At 57.7% G+C, this 25,772-nt stretch carries 24 protein-coding genes; 14 read left to right on the forward strand and 10 right to left on the reverse strand.

What is annotated here, in order from left to right; translation table 11 throughout:
• The first annotated feature begins 852 nt into the window (after window positions 1-852).
• From AC07UI_RS12900 to AC07UI_RS12915, 4 genes are all read left to right on the forward strand, one after another.
• Complete coding sequence (locus AC07UI_RS12900; protein WP_494992845.1) at window positions 853-2,262, forward strand: circularly permuted type 2 ATP-grasp protein; 1,410 nt, start codon at window positions 853-855, stop codon at window positions 2,260-2,262.
• A 3-nt stretch (window positions 2,263-2,265) separates the two neighbouring features.
• On the forward strand, window positions 2,266-3,216 hold the full coding sequence (locus tag AC07UI_RS12905) for an alpha-E domain-containing protein (protein WP_494992846.1): 951 nt from the start codon (window positions 2,266-2,268) through the stop codon (window positions 3,214-3,216).
• The gene (locus AC07UI_RS12910; protein ID WP_494992847.1) at window positions 3,213-4,010 is read left to right on the forward strand and encodes a transglutaminase family protein; all 798 of its coding nucleotides are present in this window, start codon (window positions 3,213-3,215) and stop codon (window positions 4,008-4,010) included. The genes AC07UI_RS12905 and AC07UI_RS12910 overlap by 4 nt, the downstream gene beginning before the upstream one ends.
• A 265-nt stretch (window positions 4,011-4,275) precedes the next feature.
• Entirely contained in the window at window positions 4,276-4,590 is a 315-nt protein-coding gene (locus AC07UI_RS12915) for a DUF3303 domain-containing protein (RefSeq protein WP_494992848.1), read from the forward strand.
• A gap of 79 nt (window positions 4,591-4,669) precedes the next feature.
• Here AC07UI_RS12915 and AC07UI_RS12920 read toward each other — a convergent pair whose 3' ends face one another.
• The gene (locus AC07UI_RS12920; protein WP_494992849.1) at window positions 4,670-5,032 is read right to left on the reverse strand and encodes a hypothetical protein; all 363 of its coding nucleotides are present in this window, start codon (window positions 5,030-5,032) and stop codon (window positions 4,670-4,672) included.
• 155 nt (window positions 5,033-5,187) lie between these two features.
• On the opposite strand from AC07UI_RS12920, the gene AC07UI_RS12925 reads away from it, so the two are divergent.
• Window positions 5,188-5,919 carry an SDR family NAD(P)-dependent oxidoreductase gene (locus tag AC07UI_RS12925; RefSeq protein WP_494992850.1) on the forward strand — a complete coding sequence of 244 codons (732 nt, stop codon included), beginning with the start codon at window positions 5,188-5,190 and terminating at the stop codon, window positions 5,917-5,919.
• A gap of 167 nt (window positions 5,920-6,086) precedes the next feature.
• Here AC07UI_RS12925 and AC07UI_RS12930 read toward each other — a convergent pair whose 3' ends face one another.
• Window positions 6,087-6,698, reverse strand: coding sequence for a TetR/AcrR family transcriptional regulator (locus AC07UI_RS12930; RefSeq protein WP_494992851.1), 612 nt, complete (start codon window positions 6,696-6,698; stop codon window positions 6,087-6,089).
• Window positions 6,699-6,983: 285 nt separating this feature from the next.
• Here AC07UI_RS12930 and AC07UI_RS12935 point away from each other — a divergent pair, with 285 nt between their 5' ends.
• From AC07UI_RS12935 to AC07UI_RS12965, 7 genes are all read left to right on the forward strand, one after another.
• The gene (locus AC07UI_RS12935) at window positions 6,984-7,775 is read left to right on the forward strand and encodes an SDR family NAD(P)-dependent oxidoreductase (protein ID WP_494992852.1); all 792 of its coding nucleotides are present in this window, start codon (window positions 6,984-6,986) and stop codon (window positions 7,773-7,775) included.
• A 104-nt stretch (window positions 7,776-7,879) separates the two neighbouring features.
• Window positions 7,880-9,700, forward strand: a complete 1,821-nt coding sequence (locus AC07UI_RS12940) for a DUF1302 domain-containing protein (RefSeq protein WP_494992853.1) — start codon at window positions 7,880-7,882, stop codon at window positions 9,698-9,700.
• A gap of 17 nt (window positions 9,701-9,717) precedes the next feature.
• Window positions 9,718-11,076, forward strand: coding sequence for a DUF1329 domain-containing protein (locus AC07UI_RS12945; protein WP_494992854.1), 1,359 nt, complete (start codon window positions 9,718-9,720; stop codon window positions 11,074-11,076).
• Window positions 11,077-11,155: 79 nt separating this feature from the next.
• Entirely contained in the window at window positions 11,156-12,310 is a 1,155-nt protein-coding gene (locus AC07UI_RS12950; RefSeq protein ID WP_494992855.1) for a WD40/YVTN/BNR-like repeat-containing protein, read from the forward strand.
• 20 nt (window positions 12,311-12,330) lie between these two features.
• On the forward strand, window positions 12,331-14,724 hold the full coding sequence (locus AC07UI_RS12955) for an efflux RND transporter permease subunit (RefSeq protein WP_494992856.1): 2,394 nt from the start codon (window positions 12,331-12,333) through the stop codon (window positions 14,722-14,724).
• Window positions 14,725-14,885: 161 nt separating this feature from the next.
• Complete coding sequence (locus tag AC07UI_RS12960; RefSeq protein ID WP_494992857.1) at window positions 14,886-16,139, forward strand: NADH:flavin oxidoreductase/NADH oxidase family protein; 1,254 nt, start codon at window positions 14,886-14,888, stop codon at window positions 16,137-16,139.
• Between the two features lie 33 nt (window positions 16,140-16,172).
• The gene (locus AC07UI_RS12965) at window positions 16,173-17,066 is read left to right on the forward strand and encodes an NAD-dependent epimerase/dehydratase family protein (protein ID WP_494992858.1); all 894 of its coding nucleotides are present in this window, start codon (window positions 16,173-16,175) and stop codon (window positions 17,064-17,066) included.
• A gap of 52 nt (window positions 17,067-17,118) precedes the next feature.
• On the opposite strand, the gene AC07UI_RS12970 is transcribed toward AC07UI_RS12965, so the two are convergent.
• Window positions 17,119-17,778, reverse strand: a complete 660-nt coding sequence (locus AC07UI_RS12970) for a TetR/AcrR family transcriptional regulator (protein ID WP_494992859.1) — start codon at window positions 17,776-17,778, stop codon at window positions 17,119-17,121.
• 105 nt (window positions 17,779-17,883) lie between these two features.
• Between AC07UI_RS12970 and AC07UI_RS12975 the strand changes: the two genes are divergently transcribed.
• Window positions 17,884-18,330: a VOC family protein gene (locus AC07UI_RS12975; RefSeq protein ID WP_494992860.1), complete on the forward strand. Its 447-nt coding sequence runs from the start codon at window positions 17,884-17,886 to the stop codon at window positions 18,328-18,330.
• A gap of 226 nt (window positions 18,331-18,556) precedes the next feature.
• Window positions 18,557-18,862: a hypothetical protein gene (locus AC07UI_RS12980; RefSeq protein WP_494992861.1), complete on the forward strand. Its 306-nt coding sequence runs from the start codon at window positions 18,557-18,559 to the stop codon at window positions 18,860-18,862.
• Between the two features lie 3 nt (window positions 18,863-18,865).
• Here AC07UI_RS12980 and AC07UI_RS12985 read toward each other — a convergent pair whose 3' ends face one another.
• The 7 genes from AC07UI_RS12985 to AC07UI_RS13015 form a co-directional block, all read right to left on the reverse strand.
• Window positions 18,866-20,332 carry a heavy metal sensor histidine kinase gene (locus AC07UI_RS12985; protein WP_494992862.1) on the reverse strand — a complete coding sequence of 489 codons (1,467 nt, stop codon included), beginning with the start codon at window positions 20,330-20,332 and terminating at the stop codon, window positions 18,866-18,868.
• On the reverse strand, window positions 20,329-21,000 hold the full coding sequence (locus tag AC07UI_RS12990; RefSeq protein WP_494992863.1) for a heavy metal response regulator transcription factor: 672 nt from the start codon (window positions 20,998-21,000) through the stop codon (window positions 20,329-20,331). The genes AC07UI_RS12985 and AC07UI_RS12990 overlap by 4 nt, the downstream gene beginning before the upstream one ends.
• Window positions 21,001-21,146: 146 nt before the next feature.
• Complete coding sequence (locus AC07UI_RS12995; RefSeq protein WP_494992864.1) at window positions 21,147-21,401, reverse strand: DUF2790 domain-containing protein; 255 nt, start codon at window positions 21,399-21,401, stop codon at window positions 21,147-21,149.
• Window positions 21,402-21,492: 91 nt separating this feature from the next.
• Window positions 21,493-21,645 (reverse strand): hypothetical protein, encoded by a 153-nt coding sequence (locus AC07UI_RS13000; protein ID WP_494992865.1) that lies wholly within the window; start codon window positions 21,643-21,645, stop codon window positions 21,493-21,495.
• A 411-nt stretch (window positions 21,646-22,056) separates the two neighbouring features.
• A complete protein-coding gene (locus AC07UI_RS13005; RefSeq protein ID WP_494992866.1) occupies window positions 22,057-22,983 on the reverse strand; it encodes an alpha/beta hydrolase in 927 nt (308 codons plus the stop codon).
• Window positions 22,984-23,119: 136 nt separating this feature from the next.
• Window positions 23,120-24,463 (reverse strand): NADH:flavin oxidoreductase/NADH oxidase family protein, encoded by a 1,344-nt coding sequence (locus tag AC07UI_RS13010; protein ID WP_494992867.1) that lies wholly within the window; start codon window positions 24,461-24,463, stop codon window positions 23,120-23,122.
• 353 nt (window positions 24,464-24,816) lie between these two features.
• The gene (locus tag AC07UI_RS13015; protein ID WP_494992868.1) at window positions 24,817-25,704 is read right to left on the reverse strand and encodes a LysR family transcriptional regulator; all 888 of its coding nucleotides are present in this window, start codon (window positions 25,702-25,704) and stop codon (window positions 24,817-24,819) included.
• Window positions 25,705-25,772: the final 68 nt, after the last annotated feature.

The raw sequence follows: 25,772 nt of genomic DNA on the forward strand, positions 1-25,772 counted from the left end.
TTTTACGTCCGACACCGAGTACTGACTACGAGTGTTGTCTTTTTTCGAAACAATTCGGAAACCCGAGATTCCCGGTACCTTCATATTTTCGCTCCAGCCCTGGTATGGATAGCTGGAGTCAGCATGGTTGCAGCTGCAATAAATGTCAGAGCTCTACTTACGGGCTGAAGAACTCCGTGGCCGGACTGCTCATGTCAACCGGCTATGAAGTGAGTTGCTGAAAAGCAAGAAACATAATGGTGCGATAAACCCCTGTTTGGTGCGCATTCAGGCTCCAAAAGGGTGCCTGGGTCTTATTTATATAAAGAGGCTTGGCGCTCAGGCAATGCGGAGCCATAAAAATAACATTCATCAAAATATCCCTATTCTGGCGCATAAAAACAGTTAACCCCTCTATTGCACTCTTTTAGGTCGCGCCAGAGCTGTGCAAAAACCTAAAGAGATAAACGTTTCAGCATTACTTGACTGAAATGTCGCAAAATCGAAGCAAAATGTCCTTTTGTGGCAGATTGATGCCGATTTCCGATTTTATTTTTCGCGAGGTCGCAATCGGGCATAGCGCTTGCACAAGCCTTGTCAAGTCCACGGGAAGTATCACTTTAAAGAGGGAGTTTTTGACACGAGCCACAAGGCTTTTATCGAGTTAACAGAATTCGCCAGGGTAGGGCGCTCAAATACACCGGTATTTGCCAGCGCCTATAAAAAGTTTGCGGCCTGCATGAAGCAGGTTATTGACGACGCACAATGAGGTGCTCAACAAAACAGCATCAACTAAAACAGCGTAAGGCCTGATCTATCGAAATAACGAAGTTAAATAAAAAATGCCGAATGAAACACGGCAAGGAGTGGGGTATGTCCCGTGCTTTTTTTAATGAGATGTATGATGCCAACGGTGGCTGCCGCCCACATTACCAGGCGTTCGCGCGCTGGCTGGCGGACACTCCTCTGGAGCTGCTGGACCAGCGTCGTCGTGAAGCCGACCTGTTGTTCCATCGCGCCGGCATCACCTTCACCTTGTATGGGGACGAGCAGGGCACCGAGCGGTTGATTCCGTTCGACATCATTCCACGCAGCATCAAAGTCAGCGAATGGCAGATGGTCGAGCGCGGCTGCATTCAGCGGGTTCAGGCATTGAACATGTTCCTGGCCGATATCTACCACGGGCAACGCATCCTCAAGGAAGGCATCATTGCTCCCGAGCAGGTCCTGGCCAACGAGGGGTATCAGGTTGCCATGCGGGGTTTGAATCTGCACCGCGGCATCTACGCCCATATCTCCGGGGTCGACCTGGTACGTGATGGCGATGGCAGCTACTACGTGCTGGAAGACAACCTGCGCACCCCCAGCGGCGTCAGCTACATGCTCGAAGACCGCAAGATGATGATGCGCTTGTTCCCCGAACTCTTCGCCGCCCAGCGCGTGGCGCCCATCGATCATTACCCGAACCTGCTGCTGGACACCCTCAAGAGCGCGAGCCCGCTGGACAACCCCACGGCGGTGGTGCTGACCCCGGGCCGTTTCAACAGTGCGTATTTCGAGCATGCGTTCCTGGCCCGCGAAATGGGGGTGGAACTGGTTGAGGGCGCCGATCTGTTTGTCCGCGACGATCGTGTCTTTATGCGCACCACCGCCGGCCCGAAGCAGGTGGATGTGATCTATCGTCGCCTCGATGATGCCTTCCTCGATCCACTGTCCTTCAACCCGGACTCCATGCTCGGTGTCCCCGGACTGCTGGCGGCCTATCGTTCGGGGAACGTGGTCCTGGCCAACGCCGTAGGTACCGGGGTAGCGGACGACAAGTCAATTTACCCCTACGTCACTGACATGATTCGCTTCTACCTCGACGAAGAGCCGATCCTGAAGAACGTGCCCACCTGGCAATGCCGCAAGCCGGAAGAGTTATCCCATGTGCTGGCCAATCTTCCCGAGCTGGTGGTCAAGGAAACCCAGGGTTCCGGCGGCTACGGCATGCTGGTCGGCCCGGCGGCCACGGCGGCGCAGATCGAGGACTTCCGCGCGCGCCTCAAGGCCCGCCCTGAAGCCTATATCGCCCAACCAACCCTGTGCCTGTCGACGTGCCCGACCTTTGTCGAAAACGGCATCGCCCCGCGTCACATCGACCTGCGCCCGTTTGTGCTCTCGGGCAGTGAAACCCGTCTGGTGCCCGGCGGCCTGACCCGCGTGGCACTGCGCGAAGGTTCGCTGGTGGTGAACTCGTCCCAGGGCGGCGGCACCAAAGACACTTGGGTAGTGGAGGACTAAGACATGCTTTCAAGAACCGCTTCGGACCTCTACTGGATGTCCCGTTACCTGGAGCGTGCCGAGAACCTGGCACGCATGCTCGAAGTCAGTTACTCGCTATCGTTGATGCCCCAGGCCGGGCGCACCGATGGCCGCGCCGAACTGGCGATGTCGCTGCTGGCCGCCGGCACACTGGACGACTACAACGAGCGCTATGGCGAGCTCAACACCGAGCGCATGCTGCACTTCTTCGCGCTGGATGAAACCAATCCCGGGAGTATCTATTGCTGCCTGCAGGCAGCGCGGGCCAACGCTCACGCGGTGCGCGGACGCATCACCGCCGACATGTGGGAGAACATCAACGCCACTTGGCTTGAGATGCGCAATATCGCCAGCAACGGCCTGGGTCGTTACGGCATCAGCCATTTCTGTGAGTGGGTCAAGGAGCGCTCCCATCTGTTCCGCGGGGCGACCTCGGGCACCATCATGCGCAACGATGCCTACTGTTTCATTCGCCTGGGCACCTTCCTGGAACGGGCCGACAACACCCTGCGCCTGCTGGATGCGCGCTACGAAATGTTCGGCGAAAAGTCGGAGGAGGTCAGCGATAATTCGGCCCGCGGCTACTACCAGTGGAGCGCCTTGCTCCGTGCCTTGTCGTCCTTCGAGGCCTTCAACGAGATCTACCGCAATGCGCCGGGCGCCGAGCAGGTCTCCGAGATGCTGTTGTTGCGTGCCGACGTGCCGCGCTCGCTGCATGCGTGCATCGAGGAACTGGACCAGATCCTCGCCAGCCTGCCGGGCAACAATGGCCGTCCCGCCCAGCGCCTGGCTGCCGAACTGCAGGCGCGCCTTCGTTATACCGGGATCGACGAGATTCTCGATGCGGGCCTGCACCTCTGGCTGACCGATTTCATCTCCCAGGTGCGCCATCTTGGCCAGACCATCCACGAATCCTATCTGGAGGTCGTATGAAACTTTCCATACGTCACGACACCACCTACAGCTACGCCGATGAAGTCTGCACCAGCATCCAGTTCCTGCGCCTGACGCCACAGAACAGCGAGCGCCAGCGCATTCTGGAGTGGCACCTGGAATTGCCGCGCCTGGTGCGCAGTCAACTCGATCCTTACGGCAACATCCTGCATGTATTGACCATGGACGAGCCCCACGGTGCCATTGTGCTTAGCGCCTACGGCCAGGTGGAGATCGACCAGGCGCAGGAGGTTGAACGCGATAGCCAATCGCCGTTGCCGTTCCTGCGCACCAGTCACCTGACCCAGGCCGATCACGCCTTGAGCGACTTTGCCGTGAAGCAGTGCGGCACCCGTCGCGATCGCAAGGCGTTGATCGACCTGATGCACGGGTTGGCCGGGCACATGCCTTACAGCCCCGGTGCGACCGCGGTCGACAGCACCGCCGCCGAGGCGTTTGCCGGCCGTGCGGGCGTCTGCCAGGACCACACTCACGCGTTTCTGGCCTGTGCTCGCAGCCTGGGGATTCCCGCGCGGTATGTCTCTGGCTACCTGTGCACCGAGGATGAAAGCCATCTGGCCAGTCACGCCTGGGCCGAAGCCTGGCTCGATGATGGCTGGTACAGCTTCGATGTGACCAACAGGCTGACCCGACCCGAGCGTCACCTGAAGCTGGCGGTCGGTCTGGATTACCTCGACGCCTGTCCGGTGCGCGGTATGCGACGTGGCGGCGGGGCAGAGCGGATGTTGGCGCGGGTTCAGGTGAACTCGTTGTTCCAGGTGCAGCACCAGTAGTCGAACCCCGCTCAGGAAGACCCGATCATGCCGTGGGCGTCACGGCATGATCCTTCAACCCACAACAATGACGACAGGCTTCCCTTGTCGCCCCCAGGTTGGCTTTGCGTTGCCTCGAGAACTATCCTTGCCTGTGCTGAAACCCGCACGCAAAGTGAGGTTTTCGTCTGCACCACGTGGTGTCTGGTTGTAGATAGCCAGCTCAAGCAGTCGTCGTGTCCGGGATCAGTTGACCACTACATCAATGCAATAGAGGAGGATGGCGATGAAGTACATGATCAGCTGGTTCGAACGCCCACAAGGTTCGCCTGCGCAGTACGAGAATGCGCAGAAACGGATCCTTGAAGTGTTCGGTCAATGGAAAGCACCGGACAATTTCAAGATCGAGGTGTTTGTCGTGCGCGTGGGTGAATGGGGTGGACACATGTTGGTGGACTGCGACGATCCGATGGCGGTTCACAAGGTGTGCTCGACGTTCCCTGCGTTTGAATTCCAGGTTCGCCCGGTGATTGCCGTCGAAGACGCGGTTCGGGTTGAACTCGAAGCAATCGCCTGGCGCGATGGACTGAAGCGCGATTGATAGCGGCCTTTATACGTACTGTGCCACATGCGCGGTTTCTTGCTGGCGTTCGAGGTCAGTCTGCCCAAGGGATTGGTAGTCATGGGGCGCTTTTCCCGGCTTGTAGAAAGGCATTGCCATCGTCGAGTGCCTGAAGTGCCTGCTGGCAATAGGATAAATACGTCCGCCCCTCATCCGTCAAGCGCAGGTGGCGTGCCGTGCGCTCGAACAGGCGCGTATGCAACACAGATTCGAGCTTGACGAGGCGCGCAATCGGATTCGACTCAGCGGCGTTCACTATGGGCTCAATGAAGTGCCGCTCACGGGCGAACGCCAGTTGTTCGTCGCGATGGCATCCGGCGTGGTCATCGAACTGGTCACTGATCAGCAATGCCAAAGCTCGCGACTGGACACGGTCCTGGGTGGAGCTCCCAGTATTCGATGAACCGCGAGGCTCCGGCATTTCCCCCTTCCTTCGAGCACCGAAGATACTGATTGATTTTCAGATACCAATAAGTATCTAATCGACTCTGCGCCACACAATCACCTCCTTTCGGAGTTGCTCCGGAACGTCGAGGCGCTGCGATTCATACAATAAAATCAAAAAGAGGAAATGGCATGGGACGGTTAAGCGGCAAGGTTGCAATCATTACGGGTGCGGCAAGTGGGCAGGGAGAGGCCGAAGCCCGGCTCTTCGCCGCCGAAGGCGCCAAAGTTGTTTTGACTGATGTTCAAGACAACGGCGAACAGGTCGCGGCAGAGATCGGAGAGGCGGCGTGCTTCATCAAGCATGATGTTTCGAGCGCCGAGGGTTGGGCTGTGGTGGTCGAGGAGGCACTGAAACGGTTCGGCCGGATCGACATCCTCGTCAACAACGCGGGAATCTACAGTCCCAACTATTTGCAGGGGACCACGCCGAGCGAGTTGGAGCGGTATTTCCAGGTTAACGTGTTGGGCGTGATGCTGGGCATGCAGGCAGTGACCGAGGCGATGCAAAGCGCAGGTAGTGGCTCGATCATTAACATCTCCTCGCTTTCGGCCATTCGCAATATTCCGGGGCAGTTCGCCTATGCAGCGTCCAAGTGGGCGGTACGTGGGATGAGCGGTTGCGCCGCCGCCGAGTTGGGGCGCGTCGGTATTCGTGTCAACGCGGTCTTTCCGGGCATGATCCAGACGCCGATGATCGCCGGCAACCCGCCGGAAGCAAATGCAAAGTATCAAGCCATGATCCCGCTCAACCGGATCGCTGATCCGAAGGAAGTCGCCGAGGTCGTCGCGTTCCTGGCATCCGATGCGGCCAGTTATGTCAATGGCGCCGAGATTGTGGTCGACGGTGGATTACGACTCTAACGGTCTGCCCAACCATCGGTGAGTATGCCTGCTGCCGGCGTTCGCGCCGGGAGTAGGGGCTGGTGGGAGGGCGCCTCCATTTCCTGCCCGGACCGGGCAATAGCGCGGCCACCTGTGCAATCAGTTATTAAAGGCGCATCGGCGAAGAAGCTCCAACGCAGAGATGACTATGCCTCTCGCTGTCGGACGACCAGGCTAGTCAATAACTGGTTGATGATACGACCCGCTTCAACGGGACCTGTATCGTTGGCGTTGCGTCGCTGGAGACTGATGCCATGCACCATGGCTGTCAGCGCTATGGCAAGATCGGTCGAAGGTAGAGGGCTTTTCGTACCAGTGGCTTTGAAATACAGGTCGAGGAGATTGGCCAGCCCTTCAGTCTGACGCTTATGCAGCGCGTCGTATGCCGCTGCGAACTCGGGATTGCGGCTTGCATGAAGTTGTAACTCGACCGCCAACAACGGGCACTCGCTGTCGGAATTCATGGTCATCAACCACTCGGTCACCCCTTCGAACATCCTGTCAGGATCTTGAGCCGCGAGCTCTTTCAATCCGGCCATGTCGCGTTCCATGTACCGATCCAGCAGCGTCAAGAGGAGCGTTTCCTTGTTCGGAAAGTTGGAGTAGATCGCGCCCTTTGAAAAACCTGCCTCGGCGGCGATCAGCTCTAATGAGGCCCCACCATAACCGAGACGAGAAAAGACGTTCTCAGCTGCAGTCAGGAGATATTCGCGTGTCTGGGCTTGCTGTTGAGGGCGTGTTAGGCGGGTGGGGCGCATGGGCTCTCCTGTAGTTAACGCGAGAATATAGCAGGAAGTCCGAGAATTCGCCTATCGAGCCTGCGCGTTGAGTCCGCCCTGGATCATCCCCCCGCAGCTATGACTGAGTCGTTGCAAATGCCTGGTGCCAGAGGCAGGAGCGCGTCGCAAAAAAATAAAAAAACTCTGGCTGACGCTCAAATAAAGGTGTAGAAATTCTTTGCGGTATCCAAATACTAATAAGAATTCAGAATTGCCAAAACCTCATGGCGATCTGGTGCACTCGGCATTATTCAGGGCGATGCAATGAAAAGACTGGATGGCAAAGTAGTACTGATTACAGGCGCCGCTCGCGGCATTGGTGCGCAAATCGCTGCGACATTGGCACGTCATGGTGCCCAAGTGGCCTTGACCGATATCGATCTGACCACCGCTGAACAGGCGGCAGCCGTTTTGCGCGACGAGGGTTTGACCGCAGAAGCCTTACGTCATGATGTCAGCGATGCCGCAAGTTGGGATGCGGTGATGGCACAGGTCCAGCAACGCTTCGGCAAGCTTGATGTATTGGTCAACAACGCCGGCGTGCTGGCGGTACAGTCGATCACCGACATGAGCCTCGAACAATTCCGGCAAGTTACCTCGATCAATATCGACGGCGTGTTCCTGGGGATCAAGGCGGCCTTTGTCGCCATGGCAGAGCACGGCGGTTCGATCATCAACATGTCCTCGATCGGTGGGCTGATAGGTGCAACCAATCAGACGGCCTATTGCGCTTCCAAGAGTGCCGTCAGGGCATTGACCAAATGCGCCGCGATTGAAGCTGCCAGTCAGGGGCTGGCAATTCGCTGCAACTCCTTGCTGCCGGGTGTGATCCATACGCCGATGACGCAAAGTCATTACGGCTTTGGTGCCGGGCTGGGTGTTGAAGAAATGTTCAGCGCACTGATCCCTTCAGGGCGTGTGGGTTTGCCCAGTGACGTCGCCAACGCGGTGGTCTATCTGGCGTCGGACGAGTCCTCGTACGTCAATGGCGCCGAACTGGTGATCGATGGTGGTGTGACCGCCGGCCCCGTCCGCAAGCCCGAGGTACCGAAGTAAGCGTCGACCCAGTGTCCTGGAAAAAATCAGTTGCCAGCGGCGGAGGCTGGCACTGATTCACACATTTCCTCGCAACCTCCAAAAACAAAAATACGAGTGAAACTATGAAAAACAAGGACCATTCCGGCGTTGTGCGCGCCGGCAGGCTAGGCGTCGCGTTGTGTCTTGCAGGTCTGGCTGCGAGCAGCGCCGAGGCTGGCTCGTTTACCACTGATGAGGGGGTCGATGTTCGCTGGTCGCTCGGCACATCGCTGGGCACCAGTTGGCGGGCAAGCAGCGCCGATCCTCGTCTGATTTCCGTGGGAAATGGTGGTAAAGCCAGCAGCGGTAACGATAACGGCGATCTGAACTTCGGTAAGGGTCAACGCTACTCAACCGTCTTGAATATCCTGGGCGACATCGATATCAGTAAGGGCGATCTTGGCGTGTTTGTACGCGGCAAGGCCTGGGACGACTTCACGCTCAACAACAGTGGCGTGCCCCATGGCAGCGTCGCCAACGGTTATGAGCACGGCGCGCGGCTGGACGACTCCGATTTCGATCACTTGTCCAAATTCTCCGGCGTCGCACTACTCGACGCCTATGTTTACGACACATTCCAGCTGAGTGGCGATCATCCTTTGACCGTCAGGTTGGGCAACCAGGTCGTGAACTGGGGGGAAAGTCTGTTTGTGCCCGGTATCAACGAATACGGTGCGTTCGACATCACCGCAGCCCACCGGCCTGGCGCCCAGGTCAAAGAAATCCTCCTCCCGTTGCCACAGTTGTTCGCCAGCTTCGGCATAGCCGACGGCACCAGTGTGGAAGCGTTCTACCAGTTGCGTTGGGAAAAAACCGTGCTGGACGGCTGTGGCACCTACTGGTCTGCGTCCAGTGTCGTCAACTGCTCGAACAGCGGAACGGTGGTGGGCGGGGGGCAGTTTACTGACCGCCAGACCTTCGCCGGAGTTCCTGCATTGGGCGGAGCCAACTTCCGGATGGCGTTGACGCCTGACCGAGAGCCCCCAAACAGCGGTCAGTACGGCATCGCGCTGCGTCACCGGGTCGAGGCGCTGGACACTGATTTCGGGCTCTACTATGTGCGCTATCACACCCGCATCCCTAACGTAAGCGCGACGCTGGTGCCCACCACGATACCTGGATCGATCTGGTCTGCCGACCCGCCGCAAGGCCTGCGCGCTGCGCAGGAGACCCTCGACTACAGCGCTGACGGTATCCATGTCGTTGGCCTGAGTGCGTCTACCGTCATCGGTGGTTGGTCAGTGTTTGGTGAAATTAGCCATACGTCTGGCCTGCCCGTGCAGATCAACGGTACCGACCTGATTAACGGCCTTGTCGCTGGCATTGGCCCGCAGGCCAATTTGGTATCCACACCGGATGGTTCCTTCGTGAGCGGTTATGACCGCAAATCCAAAACTCAGGCTCAGCTGTCGACCATTCAGGTGTTGCCACGGATCCTCGGTGCCGAGGCTGCCACTCTGGCGGCGGAAGCGGTTTATCAGCACTGGGATGGAATCGGCAATCCAGACAACTCGACTCGTTACGGACGCGCCGCTGTGTTCGGCTCAGGTCCGGTCGCAGGCGTGCCGTGCGAGGCGCTTAACCCAGATACGAGCTATTGCCAAAACAAAGGCTTCGCCACATCCAACGTATGGGGTGTACGTGCCCAACTGGAGGTCAGCTACCCGGACGTATTCGCCGGGGTAAACGTCAAGCCGCGAGTCTTCGTGTCGGATGACATACACGGTTACTCCGGTGATGGCTTGTTCAGTGAGGGGCGACGAGTAATCGCGCCAGGTATTCGCCTCGACTACAGCGGCAAGTATTACGTCGACTTCAGCTATTCGCGTTTCAACCACAACGCGAAGTACGACGAATTCCATGATCGTGATTTCTTCTCTCTGGTCGCTGGCATCAACTTCTAACCAAAGCAGGCAAAAGCATGGACAACAAAAGACTAAAAGGCGTGCTGGGCATCTTGGCCGCGGGCGCACTTGTCGGGGTGACCCTCGGCGCGCATGCCGAAACTTCAGAGCAAGACCTTGCCAGACTGGGCAAGGATCTCACGCCTGTCGGGGCGCAAAAAGCAGGTAATGCCGATGGTTCGATTCCACCTTGGGAAGGCGGTTTGACCCAGGTTGTGGCGGGATTCGATAGCACCAAGGGGTATGCCAATCCATACGCGGCGGAGAAGCCGCTTTACACGGTTACAGGCGCCAATCTGGCGCAATACCAGAACCTGTTGGCGCCAGGGCAGATCGAAATGCTCAAGCGTTACCCGGACTACAAAATGAAGGTCTACCCCACCCACAGAACGGCTGCATTGCCACCGCAGGAATACAGCGATATCAAGACCGAAGCCGGGCGGATCAAGACGGTTGAGGGTGGTATGGGAGTGATCGGTGTCCTCGCTTCAAGCGTACCTTTCCCTGTGCCGAAAAATGGTTCAGAGGTGATCTACAACCACGAATATCGTTACTACGGCTTGAGTTCGGAGCGTCAGTTCGTCATTTTTCCGGTACAGAGCAACGGCAGTTTCACGCCGATAAAATGGGCCGAATCACGAACGACGGGCAAGGCAATCGCTGACAATCCTCCTAACCAGATCACCTATTACATGCAGCGCACGTTGAGCCCGTCCAACGTTGCCGGCGAGGCGGTTCTGCTGATCGACGTCTCGGACCGTACGGATGGAGCGCGCAAGACCTGGACCTACAACCCGGGCCAGCGTCGCGTGTTGCGCGCGCCAGACGTGGCGTATGACACACCGCAATTCAACAGCGACGGGCTGGGCACCATCGACAGTTACGACATGTTTGGCGGCGGGCAGGATCGCTACGACTGGAAACTGGTTGGCAAGAAAGAAATGATCGTGTCGTACAACAACTACGACCTCACTTCGAAGGCTCTCAAGTACCGCGACATCGTGCAGCAGAATCACTTGAATCAGGATCTGCCTCGCTATGAGAAACACCGGGTATGGGTGGTCGAAGCGCAAGTCAAACCAGGGGTTCGCAGCATCTATGGTCGGCGCATGCTCTACGTCGACGAGGACAGTTGGGAAATCGTGCATGGCGACTTGTATGACAGTCGCGACAATCTTTGGCGAGTTCAGGAAAACCACGCGGTTAACCTTTACGACGTCCTCGTCAGCACCACCGCAGGCCAGGTCGATTACGACCTGCAATCGCGTCGTGCTTTCGTGATGTTCCTGTCTAACGAAGAAAAACCTGCTGACTACAAGGTCAAGCGAAGTGCTGCCTATTACACGGTGGACAACTTGCGACGATCCAGCAACTGATCGTGTAAATCACCGTAGGCATCCCTTCCAGAGAAGGCGTTGCCTACGGCTATCGTCAGTTTTTTCTCGTGGTGATGAAATGGTGAAGACCTATCGCAATATACGGCGCTGTAGCAGTGTGGGCGTCGTTCTGATTCTGGCGAGCGCGGCAGTTTTGATGCCGCCGCTGGCCGTAGCGGCGTCCGATCTTCTGGACCTGCCAGCCATGCAATCAGCCAGTACCGCCACAGTAACCATGATGGCCACGGCTCTTGCGGGTACCCGTGTGGTGTTGGCGGGAGAGCGCGGCATCATCCTGTATTCAGACGATGGCGCGCACGGCTGGCACCAGAGTGCAGTGCCGGTTTCGGTCACGCTGACGGCGCTGTACTTCGTCAACCCCTCCAGCGGCTGGGCGGTGGGGCACGATGGCGTGATCCTTCACAGCACCGATGGTGGCAAGACCTGGGTCAAGCAGGCCGATGGTAATCGGCTTAACGCATTGGTACGGGTCGACGCCGAAGCACGGCTGGTGCGCGCTAAGGCGGCGCTGCAGGAGACGCCTGGTGATTCAACGCTGCAAAGCGAGATCGAACAGGCGCAGTTCGGGCTCGATGATGTCAACGCGGGTGCACAATTCGGGCCTTCCCGCCCGTTGCTCGGTGTCTGGTTCGCCAACGATACCGCAGGCTATGTGGTGGGATCGAACGGTCAGATTTTCGCCACCGCCGACGGTGGAGTCCATTGGATATCCCTGTCGCAGCAGATCAACAACCCTGATGCGCTGCACTACAACTCGATCAGCGGCGACAAGTCAGGACGGCAAGTCATCGCGGGAGAAGCGGGCAAGGTGTACATCAGCGCTGCCGACGGCAGTTGGAAGACGCTCGACGTCGGCTACAACGGTGCTCTCTATGGCGTGTTGCAATTGCGTCAGGACAACCACGACGTTTTGCTGGCCTATGGATTCGGCGGGCATATTTTTCGCTCAATTGATCAGGGGGTCTCTTGGGAGCAGGTAGGCGCGGACGTCAAGGCACCTACTCTGGTGGCCGGCATTGTGCGTGATAACGGCGAGATCGTCCTGTTAGGTCAGGACGCCAGCTTGTTGCGCAGCGTCGATGGTGGTCAGCATTTTCAGATGACCGAAGCCAGTCCCGGCTTGCGGGTTGCCTCGCTGGTCGAGCTACCCGATGGGGCGGTGCTGACCGCTGGTATTGCGGGCGCGCATTCGATCGCGCTAGACGCTAAATGAATCTCACGGAGACCGCCCCCATGAGCGCGAAACAAGACAATCTTACCGCCGCTCCAGTGAAGCCGGGTTTTTTGGAGGCCCGCATAGAGCCGCTACTGTTTAACCATCGGGTCATGGTGGTCCTGCTGTTCTTGGTGATATCGGTGTTTCTCGCCCATCAGGCCGGCAAGCTTGGGCTCGATGTCAGCCTGCAGAAAATGGTGCCCGGCCATCATCCGTATATCGTCAACTACCAGCAGTATGAAAACGAACTGCGTCCGCTGGGCAATGTGGTGCGTATCGCGCTTGAAGCACGGCAGGGCAACATCTACGACAAGGACTATCTCGAAACACTGAAGAACGTCACAGACGAGGTGTTCTTCATTCCGGGCGTTGATCGTGGGAACTTGAAATCACTTTGGACCCCCAACGTCTTGTGGCAGGAGGTCACCGAAGACGGTTTTGCCGTCGGCCGCATCATTCCGGATGGCTTCGATGGCTCAGCCAAAACCTTGGCCCAGGTGCAACTCAACGTTCAACGTTCCGGGCGTATCGGGAGTCTGGTGGCCGCGGATCAGAAGTCCTCGGTGGTGCTTGTGCCTTTGCTTGAGCGCGACCCGCTCACCGGCGAAAAGCTTGATTACGGTCAGTTCTCCCAGCGTTTGGAAACACTGGTACGCGACAAGTACAACAGCGATCGATACGCCATTCATATCACCGGCTTCGCCAAAATTGCCGGTGACCTGATTGAAGGCGCGCACGATATTCTCGAGTTCTTTGCGATTACGTTCGTCCTGACGGCGCTGCTGCTTCTGGCGTATTCGCGTTGCTGGCGAAGTACCGCCGTCACATTGTTGTGTTGCTCTCTCGCGGTGCTGTGGCAGTTGGGTATCGTCAACTTGCTGGGCTTCGGGCTTAACCCGTATTCGATCCTGGTGCCGTTCCTGACGTTCGCGATCGGCGTCAGCCATGCCGTGCAGAATATCAACACCATGAGCGCCGACTGCGCTGCCGGTTACAGCCCTATGCAAGCTGCCCGTCGAACCTTTCGCATGCTTTTCATTCCGGGGTCGATTGCACTGTTGTGCGATGCAGTAGGTTTCTCGACCATGATGCTGATCGATATCGACATGATCGGCGAGTTGGCTATCAGCGCGAGCGTGGGTGTGGCGGTGATCATCTTCACCAAAATGTTCTTGCTGCCTGTGCTGATGTCCTGGTGCGGGGTATCACCAGCTGGCTTGCGTCATCAGAACCGCAAGGCCACCAGCGCTCATCGCCTGGCACGTTGGTTATCGCATGCCGCCGAACCGAAGCCGGCCCTGATCGGCTTGTTGCTCTCGGCAATGCTGCTCGGCGGCGCCTGGTATTTGAAACAGGATCTGAAGATCGGTGATCTGGATCGCGGTGCGCCAGAACTGCGCCCGGACAGTCGTTACAACCAGGACAATGACTTTCTCGCCCACCATTACGCCAGCAGCCCGGACGTGTTCGTGGTGATGGTCAAGACCCAGGCAGGAGAGTGCGGTTCGTACCCGGTCAGCAGCGCGATCGAACGTTTGAAGTGGACGATGGAGGGGGTGCCAGGCGTGGAGTCGACCCACTCCCTGGTGGATGAACTGAAGAAGTTCTCTGCGGGTTCGAACGGTGGCGACTTGCGCTGGTATGCCATTACTCGCAATCGCTACATCGCCAATGCGGCGTTTAAGACCATTCCCAACGAGCTCTACAACAGCGACTGCTCAATGGTGCCGGTCATGGTGTATCTGACCGATCACAAGGCCGAAACCCTGGCCAAGGTGGTCGATGCGGCACAGACGTTCGCGAAGGCGAACAATGATGAGCACGCTACCTTTTTGCTGGCAGCCGGTAACGCCGGTATCGAGGCCGCCACCAACATAGTAATCAAGCAATCCGAGCCCAGAATTCTGCTGTTGGTTTACAGCATCGTCGCGCTGTTGGTGTGGTGGGAGTTTGCGTCCTGGCGAGTGGCGATCTGCATCATGATTCCGCTTTATATCACCTCGGTGATTTGTGAGGCGCTCATGGCTCAACTGGGCATGGGGGTGAAAGTCGCCACATTGCCCGTCATCGCGCTGGGAGTCGGTATCGGGGTCGATTACGGCATCTATATCTACAACCGAATCGAACATTTCATGAACCGCGGTTTGAACTTCAAGCACGCGTACTACGAAACCCTGAAAACCACCGGCGCCGCCGTCACCCTCACCGGAATTACTCTGGCGTTGGGGGTCTCCACCTGGATGTTTTCATCAATCAAGTTTCAGGGCGACATGGGACTGCTGCTGTTGTTCATGTTCCTTTGGAACATGGTTGGCGCCCTGTTGATGATGCCGGCCCTGGCTTGTCTGCTCTTGCCTGCGCGGCATAAGGAAGGTGCGCAAGAGGTGCAGGTGGTGTTGGAGAAGGCATGAAGCGGCATGCCTCGTAGCCCGAGGTTTCGCTTGACACTGGCAAAACAACAATTATCATTGTCGTACGTACGACAACGATCGTTTTACTTTATGTCCTGGCCTGCCGCGTGCAGCTCAACCGAGCAGCTCAAGCAGCCCCTGTCATGTAGCTGAAGGTGTTTATGACTGATCAAATCTCTAGTGCGCTGCATTTGCCTTGTGGCGCAGTTTTGGCAAACCGACTGTGCAAAGCGGCCATGAGCGAAGGCCTGGCCGACCACAAAAATGATGCCACTCAGCGCCACGTCAATCTTTACCGGCGTTGGGCCTCGTCCGGCGCAGGTTTGCTGCTGTCCGGGAACGTGCAGGTGGACCGCCAGCACCTGGAGCGCCCGGGGAACATCGTGCTTGATGCCGACACTGACTTGAGCGCTTTACGGGCGATGGCTGCTGCCGGAACGGCTGGTGGCTCCGATTTCTGGTTGCAGTTGAGCCATACCGGGCGTCAGGTACTCCATGCGATAAATCCCGAACCCCTGGCGCCTTCGCCGGTAGCGATTCAGGTTCCACCGGGGCTGGGTCTGGAGTTTGGGTTGGCACGTGCCATGAGCGAGGATGAGATTGCCGCCGTTATCGATCAATTCGCTTTCGCTGCAAATCAGGCACGGGCTGCGGGTTTCACTGGCGTGCAACTGCATGCTGCCCATGGCTACCTGCTGTCTCAGTTCCTCAGCCCGCTATCCAACCAGCGCACAGATCTTTGGGGTGGAGCGCTGGAGAATCGTGCGCGCCTATTGCTTGAGGTCATCGCTGCAGTGCGAGCCGAGGTTGGCGACGACTTCCCGATTGGCATCAAGCTGAACTCGTCTGATTTCCAGAAGGGCGGTTTCACCAATGCCGAATGCGTTGCGCTGGTTGGGTTGCTCAACAACACCAGTCTGGACCTGCTGGAGCTATCGGGTGGTTCGCTGGAGCAGCCGAAAGTAGTAGGGCTGGTAGTCAAGGATGAGGGCGAAGATGCGCCGCGCGCGAGCACGATTCAACGCGAAGCTTATTTCGTCGAATTTGCCGGTGCGGTACGCGAGGTGGCGAATATGCCGGTGATGGTGACGGGGAATTTCCGTAGCGTTGAAGGCATGCTTTTGGCTTTCGAGCGCGGTGATGTCGACATGGTTGGCCTGGGCCGTCCATTGATCTCGGATCCGCTTACTCCGGCACGGCTGCTGGCTGGCGAATGGGCCACTGCTCTGACACCCGAAGCGACCATCAACCCATTCCACTTGTTGCCATGGTTCAACGTACAGATCGAGCGCTTGGCCGACGGTGTCGAGCCGGATCTGACGTTGGCGGGTGAGGCTGCCGTCGCCGAGTTCATCGCTATCGAAGAGCGTGCAATGCACAAGCTGCTTGAGCATCGTGCAGTTGTCGAGTCCTGATCCCCAATTCGTTTTCTCATCGAGGAGTTCTATATGAAGATTTTTATTACAGGGGCGTCTGGTTACATAGGCGGAGCCGTTGCTCATCGCTTGCTTCAATTGGGTCACAGCATAACGGGCCTGACACGTACCGAGGCCACTGCACAGTTGCTGCGTCAGCGTGGTATCGAACCGATCATTGGCACGCTGGATGACGCGGCGGTATTGACCAGGGCCGCTCAGGAAGCTGACGCAGTGATACACGCTGCCAGTGCCGATCACGAGCCGTCCGTTCATACCCTGGTCGCAGCACTTGAACGCAGCGCCAAGCTGCTGATCCACACCAGTGGCTCCGCCATCGTGGCCGACGATGCGTGTGGCGAATATGCCAGTGAGAAAGTATTCAGCGACGATGACTACTTTGTACCGGTCCCGTTTCGTCGCCAGCGCGTCGAGATGAATCGACACGTGCGCCAGGCGGCGATCGACAAAGGTGTCCGCGCTGTCGTGATCTGTCCGTCGATGATCTATGGCGTAGGTGCGGGACTCAAGCAAGAGAGTGAACAGATTCCGCAAATGACTGCCATTTCGGCGCAGGTGGGCGCGGGTATTCATGTAGGTAAGGGGCTGAACCGTTATTCGAACGTCCACATCGACGATCTGGTTGACCTGTATCTGCTGGTCCTGGAGAAGGCTCCCGGGGGCTCGTTTTATTTTGCCGAGAACGGTCATGCTTCGTTTCTTGAAATCGCCCAATTGATCAGTGAGTCACTGGGTTTTGGCGGCAAAACCCATAGCCTGGATGTCGACGATGTCACGCGCAATCTCGGTGAGGCTGCGCGTTATGGAGCAGCGTCCAACAGTCGCGTGAGTGCAGTCAACGCACGCCGGTTGGGCTGGTCGCCAAGCCGGCCGTCGCTGGCTGAAGACTTCCGCAAAGGCGCCTGAACCTCAGCGTTTGATGGCGTTACATATCCCTGTAGCGCCATCAGCGAGGAGCTCAGAATCGGGAGGCTTGTAGCAAGTGCAGCATGTTGTCCGATGCGCGGTGGGCTCTACTGCTTATTTCCTCATCGTTCGGTTGATGGGTACCAAAGAGGGCGTTATCGAGCAGGTCGACGCGCAGTAATGCCAGAAATGTCCGTGATGCTTCTTCGATATCCTTGATTTTCCATTGCTCCAATGGGGCCCAGTGCCGGAGGTAGTCTGCGAAAAGTGCAGTGCGACGCTCAGTCACTTCCGCTCGGTATCGTTGGCCTAATTCGGGAAACCGGTGAGCATCGCGCGTGACCACCCGGTAGAGCGCCAGTTGCTGGGCACCGAGAACGTCGGTGAGGTAGTCGATGCCGGCCAGGGGAAGGGCTTGTTCGGGCTCTTTGGAGAACCAAGGGCGTTCGAGGTGCTGTGGTGCGTGCTCGCCAGTGTCGCTCGTGCCATTTGCATTGCACGCGGCATGCATGACTGCACTGAACAAATCGTCCTTGTTCTCAAAGTGTCGATAGACGGTTTTGATTGAAACTCCAGCAGCGTCGGCGATGCGGCCCATGGACGACTCGGCATAGCCCTTGTCCAGAAACGCCTGCTGTGCAGCGGCCACGATGAGGGCGCGTTTACGCTCCATCAGCGAGGCTTTGGGGTTGTCTGCGCTCCACTGTCTCATTTTTTTCCTACGGTCAGCTGCCATGGTGTGCAAATGAATATGATACTACAGCGATCATTGTCGCACGGCCATTCAGCGTACATATAAAAGCAACCTGGAGGCACCATGCACGTCAAGAAACTTGCTCATTACTCGATTCGTTCGCTGGATCTCGAAAGGTCCTGCCATTTCTACGAAAGGGTGCTCGGCTTCGTGCGCGGTTACCGTCCCCCATTCGATTTTCCCGGAGCCTGGTTGTACATGGGGGGGGATGAAGCCGACTTTGGCACGGTTCACATTATTGGCATTGACCCTTCCAATCCAGAGGGCTTGAAGCAATATTTGGGTGACAAAGACATGTTGCTGACAGGCACCGGCACGGTTGACCATATCGCTTTTCTGGTTACAGGATTGGTTGAATTCTGGAGCCTGCTCAAGGCTGAGGGGATTGCCTGGCGCGATCGCACGGTTCCTGGTCTTGGACTGCATCAGGTTTTCGTTGAGGATCCGTCTGGCGTGATCATTGAGCTGAATTTCCCGGCGTCTGAGGCGCAAGCGGCAAGATCTGCCTGAGCCCGCATTGGCGCATCCACGTCGTACGCAAATGGCTACCGCCCAAGCGCGATAACGCGGTCACGAACTTGCCTGCCTTTGTACCCTTGCAGCTTCCACCCAAGGCTCAAGCACCCCCTGAGGCCTCAGTCAGCATCGAGATACCATGCGAACAAGGGACACTGAGCGTGACATGGCCCGCCATCGACCCGGCAGGATGTGCCCGGTTTGTTCGCGGTCTGACACGATGATCCGCATCGACTCGATCTGGCTCGCCACCGAGCCCATGGACAGGCGCGCCGGTACCGAGACCGCGTTGGCTCGGGTGGTTACAGTGTTCGGCGCCGCGCAGCTGATGCAGCGCAATCTGCAGAGAATATTTCGCTGGCCCGTTATCAGCAGGGCGCGGTTGGGTACCTGGATGTGGTCGAAGCCCAGACAGTCTCGTTGCAGGCGTGACCTGCAGACACAACAATTGAGTGCCAATGTCGGCCTCGTCAAAGCGCTCGGTGGGGGATGGGACTCCACGGAGCTTGCTGTGGAAGTTCGATGAAGGTCAACCGGGGGACGGGCGCTTCACGACGATGCTGAGGCGAGGGGTGTCTGGGCCGGTTTGAAAGCCGGCCTGACGCTCTTGCTGATCCCGCATGGGGAAAAACAGCTCGAAACAAGTCACGCCATTCTCGCTGGTGACGCTGTAGCGGCCACTATGCAGCTGCATGATAGTAGCTACGATCGAAAGCCCCAGGCCATTGGACTGGGCCGAGCGCTCGCGTGATTGATCAACGCGGTAGAAACGCTCGAATAATCTCGGAAGGTGTTCCGCCGGGATGGTTGTTCCGTAGTTGCGCACGCGCAGATTGATGCCACCCTCGGACGGTGTGGCCTGGATCAACAGTTCGGAATGAGGTGCACCATATTTTATCGCATTGGCACACAGGTTAGCCAAGGCGCGGCGTAGCAGTGTTGGCTCGGCCCAGATAAGGCCGTCGCCCTCCGCGCGGATGGTGATATCGGCGTCCGCGGCCAGACCTTCAAAGTAATCGGCGACGCGTTCCAGTTCGTCGGCGGCGCCCAGTTCCTGGCGCTGGTCACGAGCGCTACCGGGGTCAGTACGAGCGAGGAACAGCATGTTGTCGAGCATGCGTGCCAGGCGTTCGAGTTCTTCGACGTTGGAGGCGAGCAACTGCTGGTAATGTTCCACGCTGCGGTTCTGCTGCATGGCGACCTGGGTTTCACCCAGCAAGTTGTTGATGGGCGTGCGTAGTTCGTGGGCCATGTCAGTCGAGACCTGACTCAGTTGCGCAAAACCCTTGGCGAGTCGCTCAAGCACGGTGTTGAAAGAGTCGATCATCGGAAGCAACTCCTTCGGGGCGCCTCGGCCGTCGAGTCGCTCTGTCAGATTGCCAATGCCGATACCGTGGGCTTGATGAGCCAGGCGTCTGAGGGGCAACAAACCGCGGTGAACCACTACATATCCAGCCAGCGCCAGGACAATGGCCGCGAGACCGGCGAGGACGTATACGCTGAGACGATAGCTGGCGAGCACTGCGGTTCGTTCGGTCATCAGGCAGCCAATGGTCACTTTCAGTTTGCCCGAGTCGATACTCGCGGAGATGGCCGCGAAGGGAGTACCGTTCACGGCGGGTAGATGCTGTACATCTGTCAGCGCCAGGGAATGGTCCATTGCCACGGGAGTGAGGTCGGGAATATCGATATTCCTGGGATTGACCTGTAGTAAAGGGGCTTCCCCTGAAACGCCAATAGTGAGTACGTACTCGCGATTGCCCAGCATGTTCTGAAACAGCACAGGTTTGCTCCTGATCAGTTCCAGCGTATTGCTGCCATTGAGAAAATTACGCAGCTGATCTATGCGGTAGACCAGGGTGGACTCGTCGCGTCGTATCAGTTCGCGCTCAAGGTCGCGGTACAGTGCGACGCCGGTGGTTGCCAGCAGGGCGTAGGCCAGCAAGGCAAACACCACAGCCAGGCGCAGCGTCAGGGAGTAATGGCGATGGGTCATGGTTGCGTATCAAAGCGGTAGCCAATGCCCCGCACACTGTGGATCAGCTTCAGATGGAAAGGGTCGTCGATTTTCAGGCGCAGGCGTCGCACAGCCACGTCCACCACGTTGGTGTCGCTGTCAAAGTTCATGTCCCAGACCCTGGAGGCGATCAGTGAACGAGACAGCACCTGATCCTGATGCGTGGCGAACAGGTGCAACAATGCAAACTCCTTGTTTGTCAGCGTCACTCGCACGCCGGCGCGGGTGACGCGGCGTTTGATTACATCAATCTGCAGGTCAGCGATCTGCAGTTGCTCTTCTTCCCGGGTCGGACCTCGGCGGGTCAGGGTGCGCAGGCGTGCGACCAGCTCGGCGAAAGAAAAGGGTTTGATCAGGTAGTCGTCGGCCCCCAGTTCCAGGCCTTTGATTCGGTCGGCGATGTCATCTCGCGCGGTCAGGAACAGTACCGGCGTGTCAGCTTCCTTGCGCAGGCGGCGCAGTACTTCCCAGCCGTCCATCTTCGGCATCATCACATCCAGCACGATGACGTCGAAAGGCGTTTCCAGCGCTTGGTGTAAACCATCAACGCCATCGCGGGCCAAGCTGACGGAGTATCCCTGCTCCTGCAGGCCATTGAGTAAGTAATTGCCCGCCTTGGGCTCGTCTTCCACTACAAGGATGTTCATGAGAATTACCTTGGTTCGGTTTCGGTATTCGATCCACAAAAAACGGACCTGAAAGCCGAGAGCAGGCTACCCGCAAGTGTAGCCCAATCATCAGGTTGTGTTGCGTATTGCCTGCTCTCGGACAGTCATGGGCATAAAGCATTCCATCAGTTTTCGTTCGTGCAACGTCCTTGAACCAGATAGTCCAGCACATGTTCCCGACCCTGATGATCCAGGTAATCGATGCGGGCCGGAATGACGCCGCATTGGTCTGAGGTGTCAGTCATGGATTTTACTTTTGCAACGTCCAAGTGGACGAAGAAACCGGTCTTGTCGTGGATCACCGCCGAGGTGTCGGTGGTATCGGCGAAGGCTGAACCGGTGGCGAGGAGGGTGGCGAACCCGAGCATGAACAGTTTCATGGCTGTAGCTCCTTATCTAAGGTGGGCTGCCTGTTTTCTGGCAGTGAGTTCACAGTAACAAGGCAACTCAAACAGCCGACGAACAGAGCAATTACAAAGTCGTAATGCAATCTTGTCCGAGGCTAAAGCTGATGTGCTCCAGCGGGATGTCGCTGAGGTGATCAAGTCTGCTTTGCGGCGCTGGATTAATCCGGTAGGAGCGAAATGGCGTTACCTCATCGAGCAACGCGCTGATATAGGCCATGCGAGCGGTTGTCCATGTGCTGCGTTGCTTTGCCTTACCAAAGCTCCACGCCGCGCGGCGACCAAAAAGAAACGGCTGTGAGACGATCGTAAGGCAGGCAAGCGGCCTGGAAAATTTGTCGCGGTGATCGACACGACTAAAAGGCGTGAGCAGGAGGCGCGCCTGCGCCCTGCGTCCTCTAGAGAAAGACTCGAGGGGGAATGAAAATGCTGCCGGAATTGAATATTAGAGCTAGCGCTTGAAGGGTATTGGTCAGCATCTTCAAACGCGCGGTTTTGGCTGTCAGGACGGCTAATTGCAGGCTGGAATTTAACGTATTGGCGGTCCAGCAGATCAGCGATTTCAATATGTCATGAGCACAGTCGGTGGTGACCTTGAAAAGCCAATTCGGCAAGCCCCATCCTGATCACATCACACTGGTAGTCCCGCATGTCGGCGGAGGAATTCAACCTCAATATTTAGAGTGTTGTCGTAGTCTATCCCTCCCTTGTAGACGTCATAGTGGCCGCCGCGACTGCGATGGAGTTCTGCTCGGGGGGCTCGTTCAGCGACACGCAGCGCAGGGCCGACCGGCGCCATCGTGTCGTGTTCGGCGACGATGAGCAGAATGGGGCAGCGAATGGCGGCTGCCTGTCGTACTGGCCGGTGTGTGGATATGCTGAGGAGCGAACGGGCGGCGAGACGGTTTTGCCATGTAGTCGAGTCTTTGGGCTGGATAAGCGATTTTCCGTAGAGGGCGTCCTCGGTTGCCGATATGCCAAACTGCCCTGGCGCTACGCTGATGGGCAGATATCGTGGGGATAGTCCAAAGACCGAGCCCATGCCGTCCAGAAGCGCCGCTCCCATCAACCGGAGCGATTGCACCAGCGGAACCATTGCTGCGCCAGCAAGGCCGTCGACGAGGGGACATTGGGCAATCGCACCGGCAAGCCGGGTATCCGACGCGGCGAGCGATACGATGTGCATGCCGGCGAACGAGGTGCCCCACGCGAAGATCCGATTCTTGTCGATGCCGGGATTCGCGGTCGCCCAGCCAATGACGGTGCCGTAGTCCTCGCGTTGACGCGGGACGCAGAGTACGTCGCGAGGCTGTCCGCCAGAGCCGCCCCATTGCCTGTAATCGAATACGATCGCAACGAAGCCCTCACGGCAGAACCGATTTGCGAACGGCGCGAGCCCGCCCGATTTTACCGCGCCTAGCCCATGAGCCAGTACGACTGCCGGGTGCGGGCCATCGCCATCTGGCTGATAAACCCAGGCTTCTAACTCATCGCCAGAAGCCGTGGGAATACGTACGGTAGTGCGTAAAGGTGAGATGTCGTTACCCGTATGGAGCATGATGAATCATCCTCTTTGTTCAATTCGCAAGGCGTGGCCAAGTCATAGCCAGACGCTGTTCCTTGTTTCCTGTCACGAGAACGCCGCCAGCGGAAAATGTTCTACGAGGCGGCGTGGCGGGACTTTTCAGGGGCGATCACTCACGGACCAATTCACGTGCCACCCGGCTTTCGCGTGAAATGCCTCTCACGACCGCCATAAAGAAGTTCATCTTCGGATCAGGCGCCAAACCATCTGCGATGCGAAGCAGTTGTTCGTTGTACCAGGTCACTGATCCAAACCCGTTGATCGCCTTGATAATGGTGATAGAGGATTGTGGGCCGAGCAGGCCAGGCCCCAGGCGCAGACGGTGCTCCAGGGATTCAAAGCCTGACAACTCACCGCTTAGCAGTGCCGCTGGGGCGCCTGGAGATACGCAGAGCGGTCGGCTAATGCCGATCAGATCGACACCGTCGTGGGTAATCGCATCGGCCATGCCCGCAGCGGTGCGGAAACCGCCGGTTACCATCAACTTTGCACGTTTGACATGGCGGCGAATTTCCGGAGCGAAGCGGGCAAAAAAAGCTTCGCGTTCGCGTGTCGATTTGCTGATGGTGGGATCGAAAACCGGTTCAAGCCCTTCGATATTGGCCATCTTCGGCTGCTCATAGGTGCCGCCCGAAATTTCGATGAGGTCGACGCCCGCTTCATCAAGCCAACCGGCGACGGTTTGGCTGTCTTCGAAACTAAAGCCTCCTCGCTGGAAATCAGCAGAGTTCAGCTTCACTGAAATGGGGTAGTCAGGCCCGACCTTTTCGCGAATAGCAGCGACTGAAGCCAACAGGAAGCGCGCTCGTCCAGGCAGATCGCCGCCCCATGTATCGTTCCGTTGATTCGTACGCGGCGACAGGAACTGTGAGATCAGGTACCCGTGTGCGGCGTGCAACTGGACGCCGTCAAAACCGGTCTCGCGCGCGATACCCGCAGCGAAGGCAAACCGGTCGATCAGGTCAAGTATCTCCGCATGTGTCAGGGCGGCCGGTGTTCCGAATTTGTTGCCGGGGAGGGCGACTTGAACGTTCGAGGGAGCCTTTGGTGTGGGGTTGATGGACTTCTGGGTCTGGCGGCCAGCATGGGAGAGCTGCATCCATATGTGTCCACCGGCGATCTTGGCGGCACTAGACCAAGCCTTTAACGCTCTCAATTGTGCCGGTGACTGTCGGCCTTGAATGACCACGTTTCCACCGTGTTCCAGGTGGAGGCGATCTATCTGGACATTGCCGGTTAGCAGCATTCCGGGACCTTGCCGGGCGAAGGTGCGGTACAAGGTTTGGTGCTTTACTGTCGCTCGGTTGCTTGAGTCGGCGAGTAGCTCCGACATTGCACCTTTGGCTAAACGGTTTGGGAGCGTGACGCCGCAGGGCAGCGTCAGTGGAGTATTCAAAACGCTTGCAGCATCAGGTGTCGCATCGGCGGCAGTCCGGACGGGTTGAATAGGCATGGGACATAAACTCCGCAGGTTGGGGGGCCAATGTCGGTGGCTACCCGTTCAGGTGCTGGCGAGGTTGTCTCGCGAAGCTGGAAACGCATTAAATACTCACTGGTATCTGAAGTACAAGTGGTATTTTATGCGTGACATCCCACCGTTTCGGGTAGGCAGTGGACAGCTAGACACTTAATCCGGGCTCCCACAGGATCAATCCAGCTTCCAGGTCGTCCCGCAATCGCAAGAGGTATCTTCGGGACGTATTCGTTTATCTCCCGCCCAGCAGCAGGCGATCACTGCATTCCTGTGTGTCCTTACACAGCGATAGGGCCAAGGCGTCGGGCCGGGGCAGAGCAACCCATGTGCAATTAAAGGTCTGCGAGTCGGGTGCTGATGGCTTCGAGAAACGTCCTTGTCTTTGTCGGAATGTGGCGTCTGGAAGGAAGCAATGCATAGATAGGTGCGTACGCACTGTGCCAGTCAGGCAGGATATGTATCAGGCGGCCGGCGGCAAGATCGGCCGCAACGTCGACCCTGGATTTGAGCATCACGCCGTGGCCTCCGATCGCCCAATCCCGCACGGCATCGCCGCTATTGGCCTGAAGCCGGGAGCGTGGCTGAAAATCGACGGCCTCGTTTTGCGGACCTTCCAGGCGCCATGGCAGGGAGAGATCGTCGTAGCGCAGACACCAATGACGATCAAGGTCACGTACGCATTCAGGCTCCCCGTGACGTTCAAGATACGCAGGTGCGGCAACCAGGATTCGGTGATTGTCAGCAAGCTTGCGCAGGATGGCGCTGCTGTCTCGCGGTTGGCCAATGCGCACCGCAACATCTATCCGCTCATGCGTCAGATCGACAAGCCGGTCGTCAAGTCTGAGTTCGATATCAAGCTTCGGATAGCGCTCGACCAGTTCAGCCACCAACGGTACCAGGTGAATGCGCCCAAACGAAACGGGCGAGCTGACCCGCAGCAGGCCGAACGGCTCTTCACCGCCTACGGCCATTCGGGACTCCGCAGCGTCCAACTCCTCGAGTATCCGATCGACATGAGCAATCAGGGCCAAACCCTCGTCGGTCGCGGACAGTGTGCGAGTGGTTCGATTGATCAACCGCTGTCCGGCGCGCCGCTCGAGTGCCATGAGCCGCTTGCTGACTACCGCGAGTCCCACGCCTAAATCGCGCGCGGCCGCTGACAGGCTGCCGCACACCAGGATCCGCTGGAAGGTACGAAGCTCGTTGAGATCGTCCAGCATACTATCAACCCTTGTTCAATAATCTATCTACCGATAGCTATATTCTAATACGCAAGGCAAGAGATAAC

Source organism: Pseudomonas sp. GW821-FHT04C07 (genome assembly GCF_059420325.1).

What these genes read in the sequence shown, in the direction of transcription:
- AC07UI_RS12965 (WP_494992858.1), top strand. Translation starts at nt 16,173, where the DNA reads ATGAAGATTTTTATTACAGGGGCGTCTGGTTACATAGGCGGAGCCGTT.
- AC07UI_RS13010 (WP_494992867.1), bottom strand. Translation starts at nt 24,463, where the DNA reads ATGCCTATTCAACCCGTCCGGACTGCCGCCGATGCGACACCTGATGCT.
- AC07UI_RS13015 (WP_494992868.1), bottom strand. Translation starts at nt 25,704, where the DNA reads ATGCTGGACGATCTCAACGAGCTTCGTACCTTCCAGCGGATCCTGGTG.
- AC07UI_RS13000 (WP_494992865.1), bottom strand. Translation starts at nt 21,645, where the DNA reads ATGGCCTATATCAGCGCGTTGCTCGATGAGGTAACGCCATTTCGCTCC.
- AC07UI_RS12955 (WP_494992856.1), top strand. Translation starts at nt 12,331, where the DNA reads ATGAGCGCGAAACAAGACAATCTTACCGCCGCTCCAGTGAAGCCGGGT.
- AC07UI_RS12940 (WP_494992853.1), top strand. Translation starts at nt 7,880, where the DNA reads ATGAAAAACAAGGACCATTCCGGCGTTGTGCGCGCCGGCAGGCTAGGC.
- AC07UI_RS12930 (WP_494992851.1), bottom strand. Translation starts at nt 6,698, where the DNA reads ATGCGCCCCACCCGCCTAACACGCCCTCAACAGCAAGCCCAGACACGC.
- AC07UI_RS12960 (WP_494992857.1), top strand. Translation starts at nt 14,886, where the DNA reads ATGACTGATCAAATCTCTAGTGCGCTGCATTTGCCTTGTGGCGCAGTT.
- AC07UI_RS12900 (WP_494992845.1), top strand. Translation starts at nt 853, where the DNA reads ATGTCCCGTGCTTTTTTTAATGAGATGTATGATGCCAACGGTGGCTGC.
- AC07UI_RS12985 (WP_494992862.1), bottom strand. Translation starts at nt 20,332, where the DNA reads ATGACCCATCGCCATTACTCCCTGACGCTGCGCCTGGCTGTGGTGTTT.
- AC07UI_RS12905 (WP_494992846.1), top strand. Translation starts at nt 2,266, where the DNA reads ATGCTTTCAAGAACCGCTTCGGACCTCTACTGGATGTCCCGTTACCTG.
- AC07UI_RS12920 (WP_494992849.1), bottom strand. Translation starts at nt 5,032, where the DNA reads ATGCCGGAGCCTCGCGGTTCATCGAATACTGGGAGCTCCACCCAGGAC.
- AC07UI_RS12950 (WP_494992855.1), top strand. Translation starts at nt 11,156, where the DNA reads ATGGTGAAGACCTATCGCAATATACGGCGCTGTAGCAGTGTGGGCGTC.
- AC07UI_RS12995 (WP_494992864.1), bottom strand. Translation starts at nt 21,401, where the DNA reads ATGAAACTGTTCATGCTCGGGTTCGCCACCCTCCTCGCCACCGGTTCA.
- AC07UI_RS12910 (WP_494992847.1), top strand. Translation starts at nt 3,213, where the DNA reads ATGAAACTTTCCATACGTCACGACACCACCTACAGCTACGCCGATGAA.
- AC07UI_RS12935 (WP_494992852.1), top strand. Translation starts at nt 6,984, where the DNA reads ATGAAAAGACTGGATGGCAAAGTAGTACTGATTACAGGCGCCGCTCGC.
- AC07UI_RS12945 (WP_494992854.1), top strand. Translation starts at nt 9,718, where the DNA reads ATGGACAACAAAAGACTAAAAGGCGTGCTGGGCATCTTGGCCGCGGGC.
- AC07UI_RS12970 (WP_494992859.1), bottom strand. Translation starts at nt 17,778, where the DNA reads ATGAGACAGTGGAGCGCAGACAACCCCAAAGCCTCGCTGATGGAGCGT.
- AC07UI_RS13005 (WP_494992866.1), bottom strand. Translation starts at nt 22,983, where the DNA reads ATGCTCCATACGGGTAACGACATCTCACCTTTACGCACTACCGTACGT.
- AC07UI_RS12915 (WP_494992848.1), top strand. Translation starts at nt 4,276, where the DNA reads ATGAAGTACATGATCAGCTGGTTCGAACGCCCACAAGGTTCGCCTGCG.
- AC07UI_RS12990 (WP_494992863.1), bottom strand. Translation starts at nt 21,000, where the DNA reads ATGAACATCCTTGTAGTGGAAGACGAGCCCAAGGCGGGCAATTACTTA.
- AC07UI_RS12925 (WP_494992850.1), top strand. Translation starts at nt 5,188, where the DNA reads ATGGGACGGTTAAGCGGCAAGGTTGCAATCATTACGGGTGCGGCAAGT.
- AC07UI_RS12975 (WP_494992860.1), top strand. Translation starts at nt 17,884, where the DNA reads ATGCACGTCAAGAAACTTGCTCATTACTCGATTCGTTCGCTGGATCTC.
- AC07UI_RS12980 (WP_494992861.1), top strand. Translation starts at nt 18,557, where the DNA reads ATGATCCGCATCGACTCGATCTGGCTCGCCACCGAGCCCATGGACAGG.